The sequence below is a fragment of the Tsuneonella suprasediminis genome (assembly GCF_003605755.1).
Classification (GTDB): domain Bacteria; phylum Pseudomonadota; class Alphaproteobacteria; order Sphingomonadales; family Sphingomonadaceae; genus Tsuneonella; species Tsuneonella suprasediminis.
The window spans coordinates 197,190-220,155 of record NZ_RAHJ01000021.1; the positions used below are offsets into that span (position 1 = coordinate 197,190).

A 22,966-nucleotide genomic window follows, 5' to 3' on the forward strand; every position below is an offset into this window, starting at 1 on the left:
ATGCGAAGGCCGCCCAATCCAGAAGAATCGAGCGGCCCACACATTATATCTTGAAAGGGTCAGCCAGCGACTGCGGCCGCCACTTCAGCGGCGAAATCGCTCTCTTCCTTCTCGATGCCTTCACCGAGTTGGAAGCGGACATAGTCCTTGAGCACGATCGCACTACCGGCATCCTTCCCCGCCTTGGCAACAACATCGGCGATAGCGGTCTTGTTATCCATCACGAAGATCTGGCTGAGGAGAGCGTTCTCCTTAGCGAACTTCTTGATAGCGCCATCGACCATCTTTTCCTGCACTTCGGCAGGCTTGCCGCTTTCAGCAGCCTTTTCAGCAGCGATCTTGCGCTCACGCCCGATCACGTCCGGGTCGAGCCCGTCAGCATCCAGCGCCTGCGGGAAAGCGGCAGCGATGTGCATCGCCAACTGCTTGCCGAGCGGTTCAAGCACATCGGCGGGCGCTTCGCTTTCCAGAGCGACCAGAACGCCGATCTTCCCCAGGCCTTCGCCCGCAGCGTTATGGATGTATGGCACGATCACGCCGCTGGTGACGGAAACCGACTTCATGCGACGAACCTGCTGGTTTTCACCGATGGTCGCCACATTGTCAGTCAGCTTTTCAGCGACTGTGCCACCGTCAGGGTAAGCAGCAGCCTTCAGCGCTTCGACATCGTCGCTGGCCTGTTCCAGAGCGACCTGAGTAGTCTTACGCACGAAATCCTGGAACTTGTCGTTCTTGGCGACGAAGTCGGTTTCCGAGTTGACTTCGACGGCAACGCCCTTGGTGCCTTCGACCGCCACGCCGACGAGACCTTCCGCAGCGGTGCGGCTCGATTTCTTGGCAGCGGTTGCAAGACCCTTGGCGCGCAGTGCGTCGACAGCAGCTTCGATGTCGCCATTGGCTTCTTCGAGAGCCTTTTTGGCATCCATCATGCCCGCGCCGGTCTTTTCGCGCAGGGCTTTCACGTCAGCGGCAGTGAATGCAGCCATGTTCAATTCCTTCTTTGCAAATCAAAAGCGAGCACCGGGCCGGACCATTTTGATCCGCCCGGCGCCTCAATTCCGCGATAGGAAGCGCGTGTTACGCTTCTGCGGCGGCTTCTGCCGGGGGCGTATCCATCGCGCCGAAATCGGCACCCGAATCGGCCACGGCCGCACCCTTGCCCGCCGTCGCAGCTTCAGCGAATGCATCGCAATACAGGCGCACAGCGCGGCTTGCATCGTCGTTGCCCGGAACCGGGAACGCGATACCCGACGGATCGACGTTGGTGTCGAGCACGGCAATCACCGGGATACCGAGCACGCCAGCTTCCTTGATCGCGAGATCTTCCTTGTTGGCGTCGATCACGATCATGACATCGGGAATGCCGCCCATGTCGCGAATGCCGCCAAGAGACATTTCCAGCTTGTCCCGTTCACGGGTAAGCTGAAGAACTTCTTTCTTGGTGAAGCCGCTCGTATCGCCCGAAAGCTGTTCTTCAAGAGTTTTGAGGCGTTTGATCGACTGCGAAATCGTCTTCCAGTTGGTGAGCATGCCGCCCAGCCAGCGGTGATTCACGAAGTGCTGGCCACTGGCGCGCGCTGCATGTGCGATCGGTTCCTGCGCCTGACGCTTGGTGCCGACAAACAGAACCTTGCCGCCCGAACGAACGGTGTCCTGCACGAAGTCGAGTGCACGAGCCATGAGCGGCACGGTCTGCGACAGGTCGATAATGTGAACGCCGTTCCGCGCGCCGAAAATATACGGCTTCATGCGGGGATTCCAGCGGTGGGTCTGGTGGCCGAAGTGTGCGCCGGCCTCGATCAGTTGCTGCATGGTGACGGTAGGAGCCGCCATGGTCATTTCCTTTCCGGTTGTGCCTCTGGAAAGCTGGAACCTGTGCGGAGAGCCCGCTGCAGACACCGGTATGTGCGCCTTCCATGTGGATTTGCTCCCGACCTGCCCGACCGAGAAAACGATCGAACTGCCAGAAGACCGCGCGCCCTTACCGCCATGTTGGAGCAAAATCCAGCCCTCTTCACGTCTCTGACAAATACCGCAGCCACGGCGACATTCGGTCACGGCAGTCATAATCGGTTCATCGATATAAATGCACAACTCACCGTGTGATTCGGTAGGATCAGCGGTCGCGCGCACCATAGCAGGGAGAATTAAATGGCTACTTCGAATGGATTCCTTTCGGCAATCGCCCACAACAACCGGATCGCATTGCTCTGTGCCAGCGTGGTGCTGGCAGGGGGCATAACGATCGGCTCGGTATCGCTGGCAAAAGGAATGGTAGCGATGAAGCGTGCAGACCGGGAAGTGACTGTCCGCGGTGTCGCCCAGCGTAATGTGACAGCCAACCGCGCATCATGGTCGGTCAATTATTCCGAAGCAGCTTACGATCTGTCAGAGGCTCTTTCCACCGTCGACCGGGATTCCGCCACTATTCGCAAATATCTGGCGAAGCAGGGATTCAACGGCGCGATGACCAAACCGAGCAGCGCCAATATCTCTGTTACAGACGAATATCGTGACGGGAAATATACGGGCCGCAAAGTATATACGGTTCGCCGCACAATTTCCTTCACCACTTCAAAGGTGGCACAAGTTCAGGCGGTGCAGGCGAACAAAGACGAACTGGCTCAGGGCGGGCTGGTAGTGGATGATGTAAACGTCAGCTATGAATATACCGAGCTCGACAAGGTTAAGCCCGAAATGATTGCAGAGGCAACCAAGGACGCCCGTCGCGCAGCCGAAAAGTTTGCCAGCGATTCGGGATCGTCGGTTGGTGGAATCAAGAGCGCCACGCAGGGATATTTCTCCGTTTCGAGTCGGGAAGCTCCCAGTGGAGACGAGGAATATGGCAGTTCCGGCCAGACCGCGAGCAGCCCGGATCAGCGAGTTCGGGTCGTAACTACTATCGACTACTATCTCGACTAGCCCCAACGACCTCTATTTGCGTGATTTTTCTGAGCGCGGCGGGAGAGACACCTCTCGCCGCGCATTCACTGTGTCGTAAAAAAATGAACGCCTGTCGCTCAAATCGCTTGACGACTGGAACAAAACAGGAACATATATCCACAACGGCGGAACGAAAGCCATTTCGCTCTGTTATCGACACGTTATCCACAGGCTACCCGCAGCATTGTGGACCAGCAAGGAAAAACGCCATGATCGCCAGCTTGCTCGCTATTCTGTTTGCTGCATCGGCCACTTTTGCCGCTATCAGCCTGATTGATGGGTTTTTGCGTGGGCGCAGTGCCTGGCATCGTTTGCATGCTGAACTAAAGACAGCAGACGCCTGGCAGGTTGCGATTGTTCGACTGGAACAGCAGGTTCAAATCGACCTGAACAATCAGAACACAAAACCAGTACGGGCCATCATGGGAAATACCGGAAGAATGGCTCGGCGCGGCACACGCGTTATACGGCAGACTCAGCATCGCGCTGCCGCCTGATACGGGCATAGCGGAACACCGTGAACGGCATCAACACGAGATAGCCGGTGCAAATTGCAATCAGCGTCCACCACGGTTCCATCAGAAGGGCAGCAAATACCATCCCGACGACTGCGATAACTTCAAGTCGCACATTTCGCCGCGGCCTTAATGAAGTCCAGCTCAAAGTTGCCAAATTGGAAATCATCAAAAAGGCGATCAGTGCTGTCCATCCTGCCACGGCCACCGGGTGACGGAAATCCTCCAGACCGGTGGCCATCCATAAATATATCGGCAGAAAGGCCAGCCCTGCCCCAACCGGCGCTGGCACACCTGTTAGAAAGCCGGCCGATTTGTGCGGTTGTTCATCGACATCGATCATGGCGTTGAAGCGGGCCAGTCGCAGTGCACAGCAAATGGCGAATGCAAGGCTGGCAAACCACCCAAGTCGCGGCAAGTCTTCCAGTGACCACAGAAATAGAATCAGCGCTGGTGCCATGCCGAAACTCAGCGAATCTGCCAGACTGTCCAGTTCTGCGCCGAAGCGCGATTGCGCCTTGAGCAAGCGCGCGATGCGCCCGTCGATCCCATCGAGCAGACCCGCCACGAGAACCGCCAGAATCGCTTCCTTCCACATCCCGGCGATTGCGAAACGAATACCGGTAAGCCCTGAACACAGGGCGGCAGCGGTGATGGCGTTCGGTACAACGGCACGCAAAGCCAAACCGGATGCCCGCCCCCCACGCATCAGCGGCATTTCATCCTCAGCCGCCTTCGGGCCAACGCGGGGACGATCGTCTCCCATTACTGGCTGACACCCTCGATCAGCGGCTGAGTACCAATATCGGCAAGCACAGTTTCACCCGCAATAACGGTTTGGCCCAAAACAACGCGAGGTGAAGTTCCGGCCGGAAGATATACATCAACCCGGCTACCGAACCGAATCAAGCCCACACGCTGCCCCACGGCAATCATGTCGCCCGGCTTCACGAACGGTACAATTCTCCGTGCGACCAAGCCAGCGATCTGCGTAAAACCAATACTGACGCCGTCAGGTCGCTCGATCAAAAGATGCTGCCGCTCGTTCTCCTCACTCGCCTTGTCGAGGTCGGCATTCATGAACTTGCCTGGCATATAGACCACGCGCCGCACAATGCCGCCAATCGGTGCCCGGTTAATGTGGACATCAAAAACGCTCATGAAAATCGACACGCGCGTGACCGGGCCTGCGGGAAGCCCTGTAGTGCCGCTGCCATCGTCACCCACCAGTTCCGCTGGGGGTTCCACCTGAGTGATCAGCGACACCATGCCATCGGCAGGGGAGACAATATATTTGTCATCCTGCGGCACGACCCTTTCAGGGTCGCGGAAAAAGGCAAGCACACCCAATGTCAAAAACGCCATCGGCCAGGCGATCGTTTCCCAGGCGAGAAACGCAGTCACCAAACTCGCGGCAGCGGTAATGAGGGCGAACTTGCGTCCTTCGGGATGGATCGAGGGCCATTGCCAGCCTGCTTCACCCCGGCCCTGATTGTCGAGAATATCTCCGGCCATGCGATGTCACTTAGGCGGTGCGTGCGCCAGTCACAAGCGAAACCGGCGCAAACGCCGCCCTGCGATCAGTCAGTTTTTCTCACAAAGACCGTCCCAACGGAATAACCCGCGCCGAAACTACAGATCAGTCCGGTATCTCCGCCAGCAAGGTCGGAATTGTGTTTGTGAAATGCGATAATCGATCCTGCGCTAGACGTATTTGCATAGGTATCGAGCACGGTCGGGCTTTCATCGCCATCAGCTTCGTGCCCCAGCACGCGGTGCGCGATTAACCGATTCATCCCCGCATTGGCCTGATGCAACCAGAGGCGGCGCAACGAGTGCGGATCGATCTGCACGCGCTCCGCTTCTTCCAGGATCAATGCCGAAACCATCGGAACCACTTCCTTGAAGACCTTGCGCCCTTCCTGCACGAAAAGCTTGTCTGGATCAGATGCCGTTTCAGGAGCGGCTCTGTTGAGAAAGCCAAAGTTGTTGCGGATGTTGTTCGAAAACACCGTTTTCAGCTTGGTGCCAAGAATTTCCCAATGGTTCACCGGTGCGATGGCCGCATCTTCCACCAGAACAGCCGTCGCCACATCGCCGAAAATGAAATGGCTGTCCCGATCGCGCCAATTGAGATGCCCGCTGGTAATTTCCGGGCTGACCACCAGAACACTGCGTGCATTGCCCGCGCGGACATAATCCGCAGCGGTCTGGATGCCGAACGTCGCCGACGAACAGGCTACATTCATATCGAACCCGAACCCGTCGATACCCAGTGCCTGCTGTATCTCAATCGCCATTGCCGGATAGGGGCGCTGCATATTGGACGCAGCGCATAACACCGCATCGACATCGGCCGGGGCTCGCCCTGCAGCCTCCAACGCTTGTTGCGCCGCCTTAACGCCAATTTCCGCCATGATCGAAAGCTGATCGTTATCGCGCTCCGCGATGCGAGGGCACATAATCTCCGGGTCGAGGATCGAAGCCTTGTCGATCACGTGCCGGGCCTTGATCCCACTCGCCTTTTCGATGAATTCAACCGAACTGGGCTGGAGCGGATCAATATCTCCCATGCCAATAGCGGCGGCATGTGCTTCGTTGTACCGAGCGACATATTCATTGAAGCTCTCGACAAGTTCGGCGTTCGAGATGCTTTCCGGCGGAGTGTAGAGCCCGGTGGCTGCAATAACAGGTCGGTTTGTCCAGTTCATACCGCGAGGGTTAGGCCTGCAAAAATTCTAGAGCAAGGCCCTTCACCTGCCGGATTATGTGATCGCGAATCCACCCGTCAAATCCTCAAACCTGTCATTCAATCGCACCACTTATGATGAAAAATGGCACCTTTGGGGCAAGCCTGTCTTTTTTTTGCCTAAATTCCCATATCCACGCTGCATTGATTTTATTTGCTTTTTCCTAATTTCAGCCAATTTTGAGTTGTCTGATCGCGAATTTTGCAATCGACAAATCGTGCGACTGGCGGCAAACCGTCGCCGCCTCGCAGCCTGTGCGTGCGAGTGAAGACAAGGGGATTACCTAATGAAGAAGTCGATTCTCGCTGTTTCGGGCCTGGCTCTGGCCCTGACTCTCTCGGCCTGCGGCAAGCAGGAAGAAGCTCCGGTTGACACCGCTTCGGCTGTTGCCAGCGACGTTGCCAGCGACACCGCGAGCGATGCCGCTTCGATGGCTCCGGCCAGCGACGCTGCCAGCGAAGCTGCTGAGTAATTTCTATCCGACCGGTTACCTGCGGCAATTTGCCATCAGGTAACCGATCGATAGTTCGTCACTGGCGCGCCTGACGAACTTTATCGCTCCACCGTGCAACGACATGGTGTTGGCCCAGCGTATATACCTGCAATATTACGGCAATAATTAGATTTGCCGCCCCGCCCTCGGAAAATCCGACAACTGAGATTCGCCCGCCTACCAATAGCGCGGACGTAAACCAGTGCGCTTGTGCGGGTCGCGCCCACCGTAAAGCCATTCGTCACTGCGATGAAGAAGTGGTGGCAGGGCTTGAATCGAACCGGAAAAATAACCCTTTGATATCAATCCTGTTCTTGGAACAAATGCAGGCCTTCCCCCACACTCTCCCCCACATTTTCGTTCATTTAACGGTGGTTCGGTTCAGCGTTTTGGTCAAAAAGCTGAATAAATGGGTGGTTCGCGGAGCGCCTAATTGCAACATAATGACACGTTCTGACCCTGTCCATTTGCGAGTTGTCGGCCTGGTCAGTTCAATGCCCGATGCCGCTCAACCAGCCTATGCAAACTGGCGGTCGTGATGCGCGTTGCCTTGCCGATCTTGATCGTTTCGAGTTCGCCCCTGGAGATCAACTCGTAGAGCTTTGTGCGCCCGACGCCGATCATGCGTGCAGCATCATTTACCCTGACGCAGATCGGCTCAACGGATTGTTGGCCGCTCATTCCGCCGCTTCCTCTTCACGATAGTGAGCGGGATCGGCGATCCAGCGATTGATGGCTGATTCATGCCATCCTGCTCCGTGGACGCTGATCTTCACCTGCGAGGGGAAAGTGCCTTCAGCGATCTTGCGATAGATTGTGGAGCGGGAGAGACCTGTGCGGTCGAGCACGGTCTTCAGTCGAATGATGCGTTCTGTATTGGACATTGGGCGTTCTCACATTGACATTGGCAGCCCCTCTACGGAACATAATGAGAACTTTCTTGGCGGGCACAAGTGTCAGTTTCAGTTGATATTCGAGCACTTCTTCAACGATTTGCCCGCTTTGAACCGTCTATGGACGATTTGGGACTTTTGCGGACAAACCGCTCCAATGCCCTCGGCTCGAAAGAATTTTTCGTTCGACCCGATTCTGCGACTGACGTGCGCTGATTTGCGACGGCGACGACGGATTTCCCCGCCGACGCTGCTCGATCTTGCGCGAGTCCGGTTGAGAATGTGCCGCTAGCCCGATCCTTGCTGATTTCCCAATTTGCATAGGCGAAAGATTCTTCTGCTGTCGAACCTGGTAGCCTGAAATGGCTTAAACTGGGCAGATAGGCGAACGTCCGGTGCGGATCGGAGACTCTAGGATAGTGGCAGTTCACAAGGCGGCACCTCTGGCCATTCACGCCAATAGCTCGCCAAACTATTACCGGTTGTTTCTGCTTGAAACCTTTCTTGCCTAGGCGGCAAAGACCTTCGTTGAGCCGTCGGATCAGCTTGCGATAACCCCACTAGGTTCTTAGCCCTGACGGTGAGCGACATTAATGCGAAAGAGGAACTAGATACGGATGGCAAATCGCAAGGCGATACCAACAGCGACACGACTGCGCCTCTTCGCCGCTGCATCAGGGTATTGTCAGAAACCAGACTGCCTTGAAGCCCTTTTTCCCGCTGAAATGGGTGGAGATAAACACATAGCTGAAATGGCCCATGTCATCCCACATGGTGACGCTGGGCCACGCCATAACGATCGACCGGCCGATGACTTCGATGCCGATACGTTCGAGAACCTAATTCTGCTGTGCCCGACTTGCCATACTAAGGTCGACAAGGATCCCGAGGCATATCCACGCAATGCCCTGCTTGATTGGAAAGCTAATCATCATGCACGGCTAGCGCTCAAACAAGGGATTAAAGCGTATGAAGATCGGGCACAGGCGAGAGAGGCGATCGCCGACATTCAGGCCGAAAACCGGGCTATCTGGGAAAAGTTCGCACCAGAGCATGGCTCGGAATTCGAATATAATCCGGAGTCAGGCGCGGCGGCGGCATGGGAGCAGCGTGTGAGAAGCGTGATCCTGCCCAATCATTTCCGTGCGCTGGCGATCATTGAAGCGAACCTGGGGCTTGCCACAGAGGATGAGCGCCGAACCTTCGCTGAATATCAGGAGCATGTGCGAGGTTTATCGGAGCGTCACGTCTGCGGCGTTGCTGGCCGCGCCATTCGCTTCCCGGGTTCAATGGAGGGCATGTTCGCGTGAACTGGCAGATAAAATATGCGCTCGCCTCTTTCGCAAAGGCAGGGCGCTCTACCGCGGAGCATGTACGCGGCGAGGTTATTAGGATCATGACCCAGGATCAACCGGACGTTCTGGCGGCCATTACGGCAGTGGAGACGGTTAATCAGGCGACGGCAGCCCAATATCGTGAACAGGTCGCAGGGCTCGATTTCCTCTGCGGCTATAGGGCGACATGTGTCTGGGAGGGTGAGGCAATCCAGTATCTCGAGCAGAACCGTGTAGGCTGGGGCAACTTTGGCACGCTCGGTTCAGCGGCTCTGGATGGAGATGCCAACTCGGCAGCACACAAAGTCTATAAGTTTTCCGACAGGCTTTTGCGGCAATATGGTCGTGTGGCTGAGGTAGATCGGGAGTTCGATCGCATCCACCGCGTCACGCTTCGGAGCGGAGCGACGTTTCGGATCGGCATGATCGCCGACTATGAACCAACGGCCGACGAGGTTCGCACGCTTTGGGAACGGTTCGGCCCGGTCGACATCGTGTGGAACATCAATCCCAACGGCACGCCGCAGCCCGAGGCGAGCGAGGCAGGGCGTGCACTCGGATGCGAGGTGATGAAATGGGACGAGCTGAAGGATCGCCTGAGCAAGGCCTAATGACGGCCAGCGAGATTGCGGTTCACCTCTTGGGTACCTGCACCTCGCTGGAATATTTCGATGCTTACATGTTCGGCTCGACCCTTAACGGTTTTGGCCAAGACATTGATATTCTGATTGTCGGCCCAGGCGGCGATCTGCTGGCGCAACTCAAGAAGGAGATGCAGTGCGCAGGTCAAAACTTACCGCTCCACATTCTCTACATGCAGCCATCAGAAGAGTGCCACTCTCAGTTCGTAGTGAGAGAAAAGTGCATACCGCTCGCGCAACTTGCTTCGTCTACATCTTGATTGAACAGGACGGAAACCTGATCGGACGGTAGGTTTGAGGAGCCGCGAGCCAGCCCCTCGTAGTCGAGACTAAGTCGCAACGCCGACAAGCCAGGCGGTGGTAGTATGCAGCAACTCCAGCGGTGAGAAACTTGAAGGAATGCATGTGGGGTCAGTCAAGGTTGTTGAGCTGGATGATTGGGGCGATTTCGCTCGCGTTCTTCACAACGAAGTGACTGCGATTGGACATGAAGGCCTTTTGATAATACGAAATTTCGCGCTCGTAACTTGCGATGTCGACGCCGATATGAAGCCAATTGGTGAAACAAACCGACTCGAATTAGTGCGTCGGACAGGTACCGATCGCGATGCGGCGAGCCCGATGTGGAACGCAACTGGTCATGACTATGAGCATGACCGCGCGCCGACATGCAAAGGCCCTGCCGACATTATTTACGCTTATGTCGCCGAGCTAACAACGAATGGCTACCGCGTGCACTATCTTCCTGATGGAGAGCCCGAGGACTGGGACTTGACGGAGGGCCTGTTGGAGACGGACGGTGTGCTCGTCTACGACGCGAGCAAGCTGGATCGTGTGTCCAAGAACGAGCACTGGTTCAAGGGCGATCCCCGCGACGCGCTTCTGCTGGTGTTCAAGCTGCGCTCGGAGGACTCGGACAGCTTTGCTTGACGTGCATAATCAGCGACAGCACTTGGCGTCAAATGCGACGCCTGCGAATGAATGAATTTTATGGCGCTTAGCTGCCATCAGCCAGCAGATGGATAGCCATCAAGTTCCCCCGCTACGCTTGTCCAATTCAAGTCTGCTGTTCAGCCTCGAACGCCCGCTTTCCCTTGCGCCGGAACAGCTCCAGCGCCTGTGCACCATCAGGCCCACGCAGCTTGGCGGCGACGGTGAGGAACGCGCCGTAGAGTGCAGCCCGATCATCGTCGGTCAGTTCGACCAGATCGGCCTTGGCGACCAGCCCACCAAGCTCGATCAGTTGTCGGGTCCGTTCGCGTCGTTTCACCTGCCACTCGCGCATGTCGGTTCGTGCTTTCGCTGCCTCAAGCCGATGCCGCGCCGCCGTCGAGCGGGAGAGTGCCTTCCGGCTGCTGGCCAGGTCCGTTCGCAGTGTCGCATGACTTGCCGTGAAAGAAGGCTGCGCCGCGCTTGCGCCAGCCCTCCCCGGTCGCTTTGTCGGTATTGGTCGCCGCGTCGAGCAGCGCGCCCGCCAACACATCGGCATCGAGCGCGTCGGCACCGGTCGCCGTGACCAGCGCGCCCAGGTCGCGCACGCGGCGTTCCTTTAGCTGTTTCGCCTTGTCGGCAAGTGCCTTCAGTTCCGAATCAAAATCGCGGGGCTTGCGCATGTGTTGTCTCCATCGTTGGTGTGATGGAGCCATGATAATCGTGCTTGTAATCCAATGCAGTAAGGTCGCCGGGACAGTGTGATACCGCCTAGTCCCGATCAGGATTTTATCATGAGAGGGCGCGCTTATACGTCGTGCCGACGTGGCGATTGCGGTGTAACTGGATTGCCGAAATGGCAATCTTTCACTTCAGCGCAAAGGTCATCGGACGGTCGAGCGGACGCAGTGCCGTGGCGGCAGCGGCCTATCGCGCAGGCGAGCGGCTGCACGATGAGCGGATCGACAGAACCCATGATTTCACAAACAAGGCGGGCGTTCTTCATTCCGAAGTGATGCTGCCCAGAGGCGCGCCCGAAGCCTTCGCCGACCGGGCCACTTTGTGGAACGCGGTCGAGGCTGCGGAGAAGCGCAAGGATGCCCAGCTATCCCGCGAAGTCGAGTTCGCCCTGCCAAGCGAATTGTCGAAGAAAGACAACATCAGGCTGGCGCGCGAGTTCGTCAAAGCCGAGTTCGTCGAGAAAGGCATGATCGCCGATCTCAATGTCCATTGGGATATCGGAGAAGACGGCAAGGCCAAGCCGCACGCGCATGTCATGCTGACCATGCGTGAGGTCACGAAGGATGGCTTTGGCGCAAAGGTCCGCGACTGGAACAAGACCGCGCTGATCGAACAATGGCGCGAGCGCTGGGCCGATCATGTCAACCGCGCGCTTGCGGAACGCGACATAGACGCGCGGATCGATCATCGAAGCCTGGAGGCGCAAGGGATTGCGCTGGAGCCGCAAGACAAGATCGGCCCCGCTGCCTCGCGCACTGGCGGTCGCGGGCTGGAAGCCGAGCGGATCGAGGAACACCGCGCCATTGCCCAACGCAATGGCGCGCGGATTATTGCTAGTCCAGCGTTGGCGCTGGACGCGATCACGCACCAGCAAGCCACCTTCACCAAGCGCGAACTTGCCGCATTTGTTCACCGGCACAGCGACGGCAAGGAACAGTTCGACGCGGCCTACAATGCCGTGCGCAGTTCCTCCGACCTAATCGCGCTTGGCAAGGATGGACGTGGGCAGGATCGCTTCACTTCGCGGACGATGATCGAGGCCGAACAGCGCCTGCATCGCGCAGCCGAAACGATGGCGCAGCGCGACCGTCACGCGGTCAACGACGTTCAGCGGAACGCAGCATTCGCCAGCGCTGCTAAGCGCGGCCTGGTCCTGTCCGGCGAGCAGAAATCTGCTATCGAACACGTCACGAAGAAGGGCGGTCTTGCGGTTGTCATTGGCTACGCCGGGACCGGCAAAAGCGCGATGCTGGGCGTGGCGCGCGAGGCTTGGGGAAACGCGGGCTACAACGTGCGCGGTGCAGCCCTTTCCGGCATCGCCGCCGAGGGGCTGGAGAACGGCTCCGGCATCGCATCGCGCACCATCGCTAGCCTTGAGCACCAATGGGGCAAAGGACGCGAGCCACTCACTTCGCGCGATGTGCTCGTGATTGACGAAGCAGGCATGGTCGGCACCCGCCAGATGGAGCGCGTCCTCTCCCATGCCGCCAAGGCCGGAGCGAAGGTGGTTCTGGTCGGCGACCAGCAGCAATTGCAGGCCATCGAAGCAGGCGCAGCCTTCAGGGCAATCCACGAGCGTCACGGTGGGGTTGAGATCAGCGAGGTCCGCCGTCAGCTTTCGGCATGGCAGCAGGATGCGACCCGGCAGCTCGCAACGGGACGCATCGGCGAAGCGATCCGCACCTATGAAGAGCGCGGCATGGTCCATGCCGCCGACAACCGCGAGGTCGCGCGAACAGAACTGATCGAGCGCTGGGATCAGGATCGGCAGGCCAATCCCGACAATAGCCGGATCATCCTCACCCACACCAATAACGAGGTGCGCGAGCTAAACCTGATGGCACGCGGAAAGATGCGCGTGGCTGGGCAGCTTGGGGCAGATGCCACGATCAAGACGGCACGCGGCGAGCGGCAGTTTGCAAGCGGCGACCGCATCATTTTCTTGCGCAACGAGCGCGGGGTTGGAGTGAAGAACGGGACGCTTGGCACGGTCGAAATGGCCAGCGCGCAGAGCATGGCCGTGCGCACCGATGATGGCCGCGAGGTTGTCTTCGACACCAAGGATTATTCTCACATCGATCATGGCTACGCGGCCACGATCCACAAGGCGCAGGGCATGACCGTCGACCGCACGCATATGCTCGCCACACCGGGGATGGATAGCCATTCTACTTATGTCGCCATGTCGCGCCATCGCGACGGTCTGGCTCTACACTACGGGCACGATGACTTTGCCGACCGGTCGAAACTTGTCCGCACGCTGAGCCGCGAACGCGGCAAGGACATGGTGGGTGACTACCAGCCCGAGCAGGCCTTCGCCGAACTGCGTGGCATCAGCTTCCGCGAGCGGATCGTGGAGATGGTTCGGCAGGTGCCGGAGAAGGCCAAATCGATCTTCGGAAACTTCCGACCGCAGGCACGTCAGCTCGAACCGCTTCCAACACAGGCAAGCACGCAGAACGACCAGCGCCGCGCGGTCGAACGCTATGCCCGCGCGCTTGGCGATATCGGCACGATGCTGGCCAAGGGTTTGCCCGTTCTCCCGCACCAAAAGGATGCGCTGGAGAAGGCTGGAAAGGCGCTCGATGCGATCCGGCCCGATGCTGCGGCCGATCTCGCCAAGGCGCTGGAGCGGCGTCCTGAGCTGATTGCAGAGGCCGCTGGAGGGCGTGGCCAGGAAGCTGTGCGCGCCATGAGCCAAGAGGCCGCCGTGCGCACCGATCCGGCGCTACGATCCGAGCGCTTCGTCGGCGATTGGCAGGGGCTGAGCGCGGCGCGCAAGCAGCTTGAGCGGCAAGGCGACCGGGCAGGCGCAGCCCGCGTGTCGGAAAAGCAGAGCGAGCTGGCGAAGTCGCTTGAACGCGATCCGCAGGTCGAAGGCCTGCTGCGCGGCAAGACCCGCGAACTCGGCATCGATCCGAAGCCCGAACGCAGCATTGCCAATGAACTCACAGCAACCCTCACCCGCCAACGCACCCGCGCTTTCGACATAGGCATCTAGGAGAAACGACATGGAAGACGACAACATCGAAGAAGTGCAACTGGACATGGAAGTTGAGGAACCGCCTGCACCGCAGCCGAAACCGGAACTGGACGCGGCGGAAGAGTCCGATCCGGCAACGGAAGCCTTCGCTCGTCTCGAAGGCGAAATGGCGATGGTGCGCCATACGGTCCAGAACATGGCCAGGGAACGAGTCGACATCGTTATCCCGGACTACACGGCAACGCTCGGCCAGATGGCCGATCAGCTGGCACAGGTCTCCAAGACGCTGACCGCAATCGGCAACAAGCCCGCCATCGAGCTGACGCCGGAAGACATCGCGGTTCAGATCAAGCACGCCTCGCTCGACATGCTGCGCGACAGCAGCGACCTGTTCCGGCAAGGACGCAAAGACCTCGACCATGCAACCGGCCGGCTTGCGGCAATTGTGGGGCGCGTCCGCACCGAGAACGAGCAGAAGCGTCAGACCTGGCGCTTTGCAGGCATCGGGCTGGCTGCCGGTATCCTGCTTTGGTCGATTCTTCCCGGCACCGTCGCCCGCGCCATGCCCGAAAGCTGGCAATGGCCCGAACGGATGGCTCGCAAAGCTGTGGGTGAACCAACTATCCTAGAGGCGGGAATGCGGTTGATTCGGTCACAGAATGCAGAGGGCTTCGAAGAGCTAATGGCAACTCACAGAATACTAAACGCGAACCGCGAAGCCTTGGAACACTGCAGTGAGCGTGCAGAAAACACGACTGATGCTGTCAGTTGCCATATTCAGATTGGAAAATGAGTATGTCAGAGCTGAAAGTTAATGGCTCAGCTCTATATCGCTATGGATACGCGGTCTGATTCTAACTTTTTTGTAGCGTGTCTTGCCGACCTTATTGAACCGCCGAACCAACACGTCTTCTGCTACAACAGTTTGTTGGCCACTCGATTGGATTAACCCCGTGATGCTCCATTCGTCACTCATGCGGAAAAGAACCTCCGGGTCGACAATCTCCAAAACATGAAGAAGCTTCGGAACGGAACCCGGATCAGCGCGATATGCATTCACTGCTTCAGCGCGCTGCAAATGCAGATTCAGCAGTCCTTCCACCAAATCCCGAACGTCAGGATCATTTTCGTTTGCGGCGAGCCTCTCCAATTCAGCCTTGGCATCAGGCAGCCAAGAAATCACTTTAGCCAATAATTCGCGATCGCTCTTTGAGGCTGTGCCGTAGCGAGTGGCTATCATCGGCAAAGCTTCCGCATGTCGTCGCCGACATTCAATACACATCAACCGGAAAGCAATTTCGCTATCCTGCCCATGATCTTTGGATGGGAGATTGCTCAGCATTGCTTGAAGGGCGGATGCTCCGAGCTTTCGAGAGCTGGGGACCAGGTAGCGTTGACGTTTGGGCGTTTCCAGCCACGCCTGTTCGAATGCTTGCTCAGCTTTCGAAAGGTTGATGCGAGCCAATGCCTCGATCATATTCGGTAGCTCACTGGTCAGCATTTGGGGTGGCGCAAATGCACGATCCAGCACTATGTCCTCAATCTCCTGATGCCCGCGTTCTAAATATGGATCGATTATGCGTTCGCCGAAGAACGATGGTCGACGCATGAAGGGTTCAGCAGCTTCAAGCAATTCTTCAGATACATCGTCTTGTCGGAGGCGGATCGCGAGCACCTCCATATCTGTCGAATTCCAGCTGTTTCTTGTAGTTAGCTCCATCAAGAATTTGTCCAATTCTGCTCTCGCCGGTGTGCCTCGCTCCTGCAAAAGAACGTTGCACGCAGCCAGATGGCCCTCTGAGTCCTTCTCCTTCCGGAATCTTGGGAGTGCCCGCTCAAGCAGAAGCGGATCCTTGACGTCGTAATGCACAGCAAGATTGATCGCTCGCGCCTCAAGGTCTCCCCCGACCTCCGACATTCGGACGCAATCTACCAGAGCGTAGGCATCTTCGACGTAGCCGAGATCGTCGAACAATTCGACGCCAAGTGACCGCTCCACCTCGCTGCTTGCGCTTAGCAAAGCCAACATGCGTGAATACCATTTATGAGGCTCTATGCTGACGAGAGCTCGCCAGATCGGTTTTCGCATCTGCTGGGAATAATCCGATGACCAATCCAGAGCCATCTGCTCTAGCCGATCAATGACCGAAGGTGTAGGCGAAAAAATTGCAGAACCAACTCCATACCCACGAGCTTCGACCGGTCCGTCAAGCAAGTTCAAAACATACGTTTCAAAGTCGGCACCATCAATACGAAGCAAGACGCTCCACATTTTTTCGGCAAGCGGATTCCGAGCGCCGTGAGCGTGGGCTTCCAATCGAATGCGCAATTCGCTTGCCAAGCGACTTCCATGAAATGACCGGAAGGAGTTTCCGGTACTGGGCCGAATTTTGCTACTACCAAGTACTCCCAGCAAGATACGTATGATGCGCTCGTCGCCACCGCCTTCTTGAACCATTTCCGCAGCTAGACATCGCAAGAGAATTGCAACGGTTTCGGACCCGACGCCTGTCGGTTCTGCTGCCCAAAGTGAAGCCAGCATGCAGCCCGTCGGATCGATGTGCATGAGCCATTGGTCTATGAGATTGCGTCCACGGTCTGGCGAGTGATCCAGGACGCGTTGAAGCCAGAGGCCAGCATGCGGTGCATATTTCAAGACCGGTTTGCTCGCAATAATATCCAAGGCTGCGGACGGGTCGATCATCGCGAGGGCGACCAGAGCGTCGGGTCCGCCATGAGAGCCAGCTTCGATCTGTTCGACGAGGAAGGGAATTTTGGTTTTATCCTCGGTTCGCCGAATAAATCCGATGATCTGGGTGTGATCGTCAGAGCTCATGTGCGCGAGCAGGTGGTTTGATACCAATGACCACGTCTGCTCATCAGGAACCGGTGAGACTTCGCGCAAGAGGCTGCTCGCAATGCCAAGCTCTTTTGGGTCAGTTGTGGAGAGAATCTTGTTCTCCAACCAGTGAGGGTCTAGAAGACATAGGCAAAGGGCAGCGTCGCGAAAAATCTCGAATTCTGAAAACTTGCGCTGCTCCGACCCAAGCGTTCGGTAGGCTTCCACCAACCCTTCCCAGACCCTTTCGCGCTGACCTTCCAAGGGCCATCTATTTCCTAATAGGAGCAGCAATCTCCAAGCGTTCTCATCGCCCTTTGAAAGCCTCTGAATAATTGATGCCTTCTCGGTATCTGTAAGCGTCAACGCACGGATAGCTGCGGCAATATTTCCGATATGCCCGCATTCGCCTTCATCGTCTGTCAATAGGTCTGCACGCGCAAGCAGACCTTCGACAATACCCGAACCAAGCGTTGGGCAGAGATCGCGATAAAAACTTTGAGATGATCGGTGAAGCCGATCTTCCTCTAGTAACGCCATGAGTTCGCCTAGCTTGTCTGCCGGGACGCCTTCAGAGGTTGCCAGCCACAAAACGTCCATCATCAAGAAGCCCAATCCATGGAGGCGATTGCGGTCTTCGGGAGAATCGTTTTGAAGTTCTTCGATGGACTTGGCGATTTCGTCCACCGCAGCACTCGGTCGCGAAAGCCTCTCCGCCAACCATTCCGCAATCGCCCAAGTTAGCAGTCGATCATGTGCAAAACGCCATTTACCAGACAGATGCTCGAGCCACCCAGACGATGCCAGTTTGCCAAGCTGTTCATCTGTAAAGCTAAGCGCAAGGACCTCAGAGTCCGTTGCCTCTCTTGACCCCTTCTCGACCATTTTTTCGGCCAAAGCCTTAAGGCGAGCGCCCGCAGCCTGGCCCGCTTTTTGTCGTGCTCTTTCCCAGAATTTATTCAGGACAAGATATTCGTTTGAAGGATTCCACTTGTCGCCCTCAATCGCCAATTGGGCGTAGATGCCGCAAAGGACCGGATGACGAAGCATCCGTCGGATCGAAGAGGGAACTGCACCCGCATTTACCCCCCTTCTACTCAGGGCTTCGAAAAGCTCCGAGACCCCAAATTCCCCGATTTGAAATGGCTCGATGCCAATCTCGCGAAAAACCTCAGCATCAGCTTCCGGCGGAACTTCCGCTACAGCGCGAATGCCCTCACCTATTCCGCTCTGGTAGAATAGCTGTTTGAGTTCCTCAGGGTTTTGACATCCTTCCCAGAGTACGAGAACATTAGAAGCGTCGTCACCATGGCGGCGACGCCACAGCCTTCCGAGCGCAGGTGGTTCGATCGGACTCTCGTGATCAAGCGCTTCGATTGCGATCAAGCGCTTCAACTCACGTTCCAGTTCGGACCGATCAGAGGCACGAATGAGCACCGCAGGTTGGCGATTTTCAAGTGCCTCTTGAGCTAGCCGGTAAAGAGCCCAACTCTTGCCGTTTCCTGACGATCCCGAAACTAGCTCCAGGTGAGTAGTTGTCGATGCCGGAAGCGGCGCGCGCACGTCAAATGCAGGATCGTACTGACGAGCGGTCAACGCAGTTTCAAGCGCTAACCTGAGCGTCTCTTGCGCATCGGTAAGGCTGGCCAGACCCAAAATCTCTTCAATCACTTTCCCTGAAACAACGCAATCGTTCTGCCGAGCGCGCTTCATCAGGTTGCCAGTCAATTGGTCCAGCTTCGTTTCAAGCTGGTTGCCGTATGGCAGCCTTGGAAACAGTTGGCTCGCCAATTTGGTAGAGATTTCGTTTTCGTCGATAGGCTCAGCGACCAGCAAGCGGCTCGCAAAAACACGGAACGACTGGTCAAATCCACTGTCGCTTCCCGTTTGTTCAATGAAGACTTTTAGACATGAACTTCTTGCGCGTTGAAAATTTTTCTCGACTGCCGTTGTTGGCGTTCCGCCAGACGCGAGAATTGAACTGAGCTCAGCTGCGGGCTTCGTCAATCTCTGGGTGCTTTGCAATTCGTATCGATCGCAAACCTGTTCGCAGTGCGCGCCAAACAGGTCTGGCAATACCGCATCCGCAAATGTGCCAAGATCTATTGGCCGGTTGCGAAGTTTGAATTGAATGGCGTGTCGCTCATCTCCCTCAATGATCGCATCACCTCCGGAATTGGGTTCTAGAATTGCTTGGATGGAGTCGATCGTATTAGCGGAGGGCTTCAGTTCAATCCGTGCTTCAAGTAGGCGTGTCGCTGTCGCCTGCAATTGATACAGGAAGCCCAATATTGCCGAGCTTCCGCCATGCGGGCTGGAATCTGGATTTCCGGTCAACGAGCTAAGTCCTTCTGTCGGAATTGAAAAGTCTGACCATGGGCCACCTCAAAAAGTGCTTCGGCTTCCCTACACAGATCCCCATTGGAACGCTCTAGCTGATTCGCAGTGCAATCATTCTGCCCAGCAAGATCCGGTTCAAATTTGAAGCCGGTCGGCGAGCCGTTGCTGAAAAGGAAAGCCTTCACCATATTGGCTCGTGATGGCCGAAAGCACCGAAACTCCACTAAACCCAATTCCTTCGCCGCGCGAAATTATGCGGCAGAAGCGACCTTATTTATTTTCTGACACCGAAATTGACCAATCGACGGCGTTCCCTCGTGCAAGTTTCGAGTATCATCTGGAAACGCTAACTGCCCGCAAGCAAGAGTATGAGTTCGAGGACTTTTGCCGAAAGCTGGCAGAGAAAGAACTTTGCCCCAACCTCACAATCCAAACCGGACCTACAGGGGGCGGTGACGGAAAAACCGACGCCGAAACATATCCTGTGGCCGCAGAGATTGCAGAGCGATGGTGGGTGGGCAACCCATCAGCAGGCAGGGAGCGATGGGCCTTCGCATTCAGCGCGAAGAAGGACTGGAAGCCAAAGCTAAAATCCGATGTGAAAAAGATCGGGGGGACAGGACGCGAATATGATCTTGTCTATTTCATAACGAACCAGTTTGCTGCTGAGAAAGATAAGGCAAAGCTTCAAGATCAGCTTTCCGAAGAATACCCATTTCGAGTTGTCATTCTTGATCGCAGCTGGATCGTCGCAAAAGTCTATGAAAATGGACACCTGGGCATGGCAATCTCGGCCTTAGCTATCGAAGGCGCTCAGTCAGATACGATCCAGAAATTCGGACCAAGAGATGCTGCTAGGTCGGCTGAACTGACTGAATTGGATAGGCAAACATCCGATCCCGAACGATATGTCGGCGCTCGATTTCAACTGGCGTCTGATTGCTTCCGATCTGCCATTCTAGCGCGGGGGTTGGAACGACCTCAGGCTGAAGTTGAGGCTCGCTTCGAGCAAGCTATACGGATTGCAGATGAGCTGGGCACAACTTCCCAAGCCATGCGACTCAGATATCACTATGCTTGGACAGCCTTTTGGTGGTTCGAGGATTTGCCCAAATTCTTGAAGTTGTACGACGAAGTAGAAGATAGGCTTGCTGGGACAGAACAAAGCTCCGAAGCTAAACATCTCCATACCCTCTACTCCCTTACGGTTGCGTCAATTAGCAATGGGAGGCTGAAACCAGAAAGCGTAAATATTGCCGAAAAGAGGCGCGCTCTGGTCGCAATCCTTGAGCCTTTGGCAAAAAATGAGGCGCGTCCAAACAATGCGTTGGAAGCAAAGACCTATCTGACCCTCATCAAAACCCATGATGCAATGCACCAGGATGCAACCGACGCTCTGGACGAATGCTGGACTGATTTTTCAGAAATTTTGAAAGCATCAGAAATCCTAGGCTCTTACCCGGTCGATCTGCTCGAAAGCGTCTTAGGAGAGCTTGGCAGCGTCGTTGATAGCCCTGCCTTTGATAATCTATTTGCGGAGCTAACCGATGTGATTGGTCAAAGGCGCAGCCACGGTGCGGCAGGTCAGGCCAATATCAAGCGCGCATTTCAGAAGCTCGAACTCGAAAATCCGTATGAGGCTATTCGTTGGTTTGGACGAGCAGAAGAGTTATTATTGAAGCGGGAATACCGCGAGGAATTGACCGAAGCCTTGCTGGGAAGCGCCAGTGCCTACGGCATTGTTGGTTTGCGATGGGCGGCGAGGAATCGTGCATTGGTTGCGCTTGACCATGCGATGATGGACTTCCGCGAAGATGGAGACATTGACTGGCTAGCATGGATTGCCGTCAAGCAGTTGGCTTGGGCCGAGCTGCGGTTGGGTCGTGTGCCGCAGGCTCTAGCAACGCTGATGCTGGCAAAATTCATTCTTGCCGCATTGCAACCTGAGGGCGAGATTGCAGATCAAGTTGAAGAAGACCTGATATCTATCGAGGTTGCTTTTGGCTTGCTGCTTCTGAATCTCGATGTCGGGCAACTTGGGGCCATTTCGCAACTTCACGACAGTTTTGAAGAATACGATCTTGTCATTCCGGGAATGGCGACCCTGTTCACTTTGGGTCAGCATCAAGCTCTGATTGAAGAGGGGTATTGCCCGGAGGGGCAGACAGAGAAGGACCTTAACGACTTTCTACAGAATTGGATCAATGTTCCAGGCGGCGACCAGATGCCAAGCGAAACAATGTTACTGGATCAAGCCGAAGTTGAGTTTCAGTCAAATGTCCTTGGCTGCAACATCCGGGTCAAGTCACACACCGATCCGGTATCGGTAGGCATTGCTGAGACCATACTCGGCAGCCTTGAGAGCTTGATGGCCACAAGTGATGAAAGTCACGTTCTACCGCATAAAGAGAAGTTTCGGATTGTAGTGCTGCCCGATGGCGAGCCTGATTCCATTCCCAGTCATCGCTTGGTCGAGGACAAAGGAGCGTCGTATATCGAAATTTCTCACTCGCCTGACTTTCATCAAGACAGTGCAGATAAGATGCAGCGATACCGCGACTGGTTGCAGGAGCTTGTTGTCGAGATAGTCTGCCGCTTTGCGATTGTGCGAGACATTGAAGGATGGATGTCAAAGATCGCGGTGAACCGCCCCGGGATTGCCGGAGGCCATTTGGTTTAAATTATGCCGCCATGGGCGTGTCGTCCAGCATGGCGTAGTATCGTGCTTCAGCTTCGGCAGGCGGGATATTGCCGATGGGCGCGAGCAGGCGCCGGTTGTTGAACCAGTCGACCCATTCGAGCGTGGCGTATTCCACGGCTTCAAATGATCGCCACGGACCTCGGCGGTGGATGACCTCGGCCTTGTAAAGGCCGTTGATCGTTTCGGCCAAGGCGTTGTCGTAGCTGTCGCCAACACTGCCGACCGATGGTTCGATCCCGGCTTCGGCAAGACGCTCGGTATACTTGATCGAGACATATTGGCTGCCACGATCACTGTGGTGGATCAGGCCGCCACGGTGAACAGGCCGTCGGTCATGGATCGCCTGCTCCAGGGCATCGAGTACAAAGCTGGCATGCGCCGTTCTGCTCACCCGCCAGCCCACGATATAGCGGGCGTAAACGTCGATCACGAAGGCGACATAGACGAACCCGGACCACGTCGCGACGTAGGTGAAGTCCGAGACCCACAGCATGTTGGGTGCCGGTGCATGGAACTGGCGGTTGACCTGATCGAGCGGACATGGCGCTGCCTTGTCGCTCATCGTCGTCTTCACCGGCTTCCCCCGGATCACGCCCTGCAGGCCCAGCTCACGCATCAGCCGTTCCACCGTGCAGCGGGCAATATCGAAGCCCTCGCGCTGCATCTGCCGCCACACCTTGCGATACCCGTAGACCTTGAAGTTGGCATCGAACACGCGCTGAACCTCGGGCTTCATTGCTTCGTCGCGCTGGGCGCGTGGTGACAGGCGCGACGGATCGCGGCGCTGTGCGACACGCTCGTGGTAGGTTGATGGGGCGATCGGCAGAACCCGGCAGATCGGCTCGACCCCATACTCACCCCGA

21 protein-coding genes are annotated in these 22,966 nt (G+C 56.5%); 10 read left to right on the forward strand and 11 right to left on the reverse strand.

What is annotated here, in order from left to right:
- Nucleotides 1-59: 59 nt before the first annotated feature.
- Nucleotides 60-986 carry a translation elongation factor Ts gene (tsf, locus tag D6858_RS13965; protein ID WP_120111846.1) on the reverse strand — a complete coding sequence of 309 codons (927 nt, stop codon included), beginning with the start codon at nucleotides 984-986 and terminating at the stop codon, nucleotides 60-62.
- 91 nt (nucleotides 987-1,077) lie between these two features.
- Entirely contained in the window at nucleotides 1,078-1,833 is a 756-nt protein-coding gene (gene rpsB / locus D6858_RS13970) for a 30S ribosomal protein S2 (protein WP_120111977.1), read from the reverse strand.
- A 318-nt stretch (nucleotides 1,834-2,151) separates the two neighbouring features.
- Here rpsB and D6858_RS13975 point away from each other — a divergent pair, with 318 nt between their 5' ends.
- Together D6858_RS13975 and D6858_RS13980 are read left to right on the forward strand one after the other, a co-directional pair.
- Nucleotides 2,152-2,922, forward strand: a complete 771-nt coding sequence (locus D6858_RS13975) for an SIMPL domain-containing protein (protein WP_120111850.1) — start codon at nucleotides 2,152-2,154, stop codon at nucleotides 2,920-2,922.
- A gap of 230 nt (nucleotides 2,923-3,152) precedes the next feature.
- The gene (locus D6858_RS13980; protein ID WP_120111853.1) at nucleotides 3,153-3,440 is read left to right on the forward strand and encodes a hypothetical protein; all 288 of its coding nucleotides are present in this window, start codon (nucleotides 3,153-3,155) and stop codon (nucleotides 3,438-3,440) included.
- Here D6858_RS13980 and D6858_RS13985 read toward each other — a convergent pair.
- The 3 genes from D6858_RS13985 to D6858_RS13995 form a co-directional block, all read right to left on the reverse strand.
- Nucleotides 3,406-4,224, reverse strand: coding sequence for a CDP-alcohol phosphatidyltransferase family protein (locus D6858_RS13985; RefSeq protein WP_120111856.1), 819 nt, complete (start codon nucleotides 4,222-4,224; stop codon nucleotides 3,406-3,408). The genes D6858_RS13980 and D6858_RS13985 overlap by 35 nt on opposite strands.
- Nucleotides 4,224-4,973, reverse strand: coding sequence for a phosphatidylserine decarboxylase (locus tag D6858_RS13990; RefSeq protein WP_120111860.1), 750 nt, complete (start codon nucleotides 4,971-4,973; stop codon nucleotides 4,224-4,226). Before D6858_RS13990 ends, D6858_RS13985 begins: the two co-directional genes overlap by 1 nt.
- 65 nt (nucleotides 4,974-5,038) lie before the next feature.
- Nucleotides 5,039-6,169: a beta-ketoacyl-ACP synthase III gene (locus tag D6858_RS13995; RefSeq protein WP_120111864.1), complete on the reverse strand. Its 1,131-nt coding sequence runs from the start codon at nucleotides 6,167-6,169 to the stop codon at nucleotides 5,039-5,041.
- 325 nt (nucleotides 6,170-6,494) lie between these two features.
- Between D6858_RS13995 and D6858_RS14000 the strand changes: the two genes are divergently transcribed.
- Complete coding sequence (locus D6858_RS14000; protein ID WP_120111868.1) at nucleotides 6,495-6,680, forward strand: hypothetical protein; 186 nt, start codon at nucleotides 6,495-6,497, stop codon at nucleotides 6,678-6,680.
- 507 nt (nucleotides 6,681-7,187) lie between these two features.
- Here the strand turns inward: D6858_RS14000 and D6858_RS14005 are convergent.
- Both D6858_RS14005 and D6858_RS14010 read right to left on the reverse strand, forming a co-directional pair.
- Nucleotides 7,188-7,382: a helix-turn-helix domain-containing protein gene (locus tag D6858_RS14005; protein WP_120111872.1), complete on the reverse strand. Its 195-nt coding sequence runs from the start codon at nucleotides 7,380-7,382 to the stop codon at nucleotides 7,188-7,190.
- Entirely contained in the window at nucleotides 7,379-7,585 is a 207-nt protein-coding gene (locus D6858_RS14010) for a helix-turn-helix transcriptional regulator (RefSeq protein ID WP_047821402.1), read from the reverse strand. The genes D6858_RS14005 and D6858_RS14010 overlap by 4 nt, the downstream gene beginning before the upstream one ends.
- Nucleotides 7,586-8,211: 626 nt before the next feature.
- On the opposite strand from D6858_RS14010, the gene D6858_RS14015 reads away from it, so the two are divergent.
- The 4 genes from D6858_RS14015 (at nucleotide 8,212) to D6858_RS14030 (ending at nucleotide 10,499) form a co-directional block, all read left to right on the forward strand.
- Entirely contained in the window at nucleotides 8,212-8,904 is a 693-nt protein-coding gene (locus D6858_RS14015) for an HNH endonuclease (RefSeq protein WP_120111875.1), read from the forward strand.
- An 86-nt stretch (nucleotides 8,905-8,990) separates the two neighbouring features.
- Nucleotides 8,991-9,539, forward strand: a complete 549-nt coding sequence (locus D6858_RS15985; RefSeq protein ID WP_205664950.1) for a hypothetical protein — start codon at nucleotides 8,991-8,993, stop codon at nucleotides 9,537-9,539.
- The gene (locus D6858_RS14025; protein ID WP_120111877.1) at nucleotides 9,539-9,829 is read left to right on the forward strand and encodes a nucleotidyltransferase family protein; all 291 of its coding nucleotides are present in this window, start codon (nucleotides 9,539-9,541) and stop codon (nucleotides 9,827-9,829) included. The genes D6858_RS15985 and D6858_RS14025 overlap by 1 nt, the downstream gene beginning before the upstream one ends.
- Before the next feature lie 145 nt (nucleotides 9,830-9,974).
- Nucleotides 9,975-10,499 carry a hypothetical protein gene (locus D6858_RS14030; protein ID WP_133305300.1) on the forward strand — a complete coding sequence of 175 codons (525 nt, stop codon included), beginning with the start codon at nucleotides 9,975-9,977 and terminating at the stop codon, nucleotides 10,497-10,499.
- 127 nt (nucleotides 10,500-10,626) lie between these two features.
- On the opposite strand, the gene D6858_RS14035 is transcribed toward D6858_RS14030, so the two are convergent.
- Both D6858_RS14035 and D6858_RS14040 read right to left on the reverse strand, forming a co-directional pair.
- The gene (locus D6858_RS14035; protein ID WP_120111885.1) at nucleotides 10,627-10,854 is read right to left on the reverse strand and encodes a conjugal transfer protein TraD; all 228 of its coding nucleotides are present in this window, start codon (nucleotides 10,852-10,854) and stop codon (nucleotides 10,627-10,629) included.
- Nucleotides 10,855-10,876: 22 nt separating this feature from the next.
- A complete protein-coding gene (locus D6858_RS14040) occupies nucleotides 10,877-11,182 on the reverse strand; it encodes a conjugal transfer protein TraD (RefSeq protein ID WP_120111889.1) in 306 nt (101 codons plus the stop codon).
- Between the two features lie 173 nt (nucleotides 11,183-11,355).
- On the opposite strand from D6858_RS14040, the gene traA reads away from it, so the two are divergent.
- Nucleotides 11,356-14,241 carry a Ti-type conjugative transfer relaxase TraA gene (traA, locus tag D6858_RS14045; protein ID WP_120111892.1) on the forward strand — a complete coding sequence of 962 codons (2,886 nt, stop codon included), beginning with the start codon at nucleotides 11,356-11,358 and terminating at the stop codon, nucleotides 14,239-14,241.
- Between the two features lie 10 nt (nucleotides 14,242-14,251).
- Nucleotides 14,252-15,016 (forward strand): DUF6118 family protein, encoded by a 765-nt coding sequence (locus D6858_RS14050; protein ID WP_120111896.1) that lies wholly within the window; start codon nucleotides 14,252-14,254, stop codon nucleotides 15,014-15,016.
- Nucleotides 15,017-15,034: 18 nt separating this feature from the next.
- On the opposite strand, the gene D6858_RS14055 is transcribed toward D6858_RS14050, so the two are convergent.
- Nucleotides 15,035-19,399 carry an NACHT domain-containing protein gene (locus D6858_RS14055; RefSeq protein WP_133305301.1) on the reverse strand — a complete coding sequence of 1,455 codons (4,365 nt, stop codon included), beginning with the start codon at nucleotides 19,397-19,399 and terminating at the stop codon, nucleotides 15,035-15,037.
- Nucleotides 19,400-19,601: 202 nt separating this feature from the next.
- Here D6858_RS14055 and D6858_RS14065 point away from each other — a divergent pair, with 202 nt between their 5' ends.
- Complete coding sequence (locus D6858_RS14065) at nucleotides 19,602-22,082, forward strand: hypothetical protein (protein WP_133305302.1); 2,481 nt, start codon at nucleotides 19,602-19,604, stop codon at nucleotides 22,080-22,082.
- 1 nt (nucleotide 22,083) lies between these two features.
- Here the strand turns inward: D6858_RS14065 and D6858_RS14070 are convergent.
- On the reverse strand, nucleotides 22,084-22,966 hold an 883-nt coding region (locus D6858_RS14070), incomplete at its 5' end, for an IS3 family transposase (protein ID WP_120106458.1).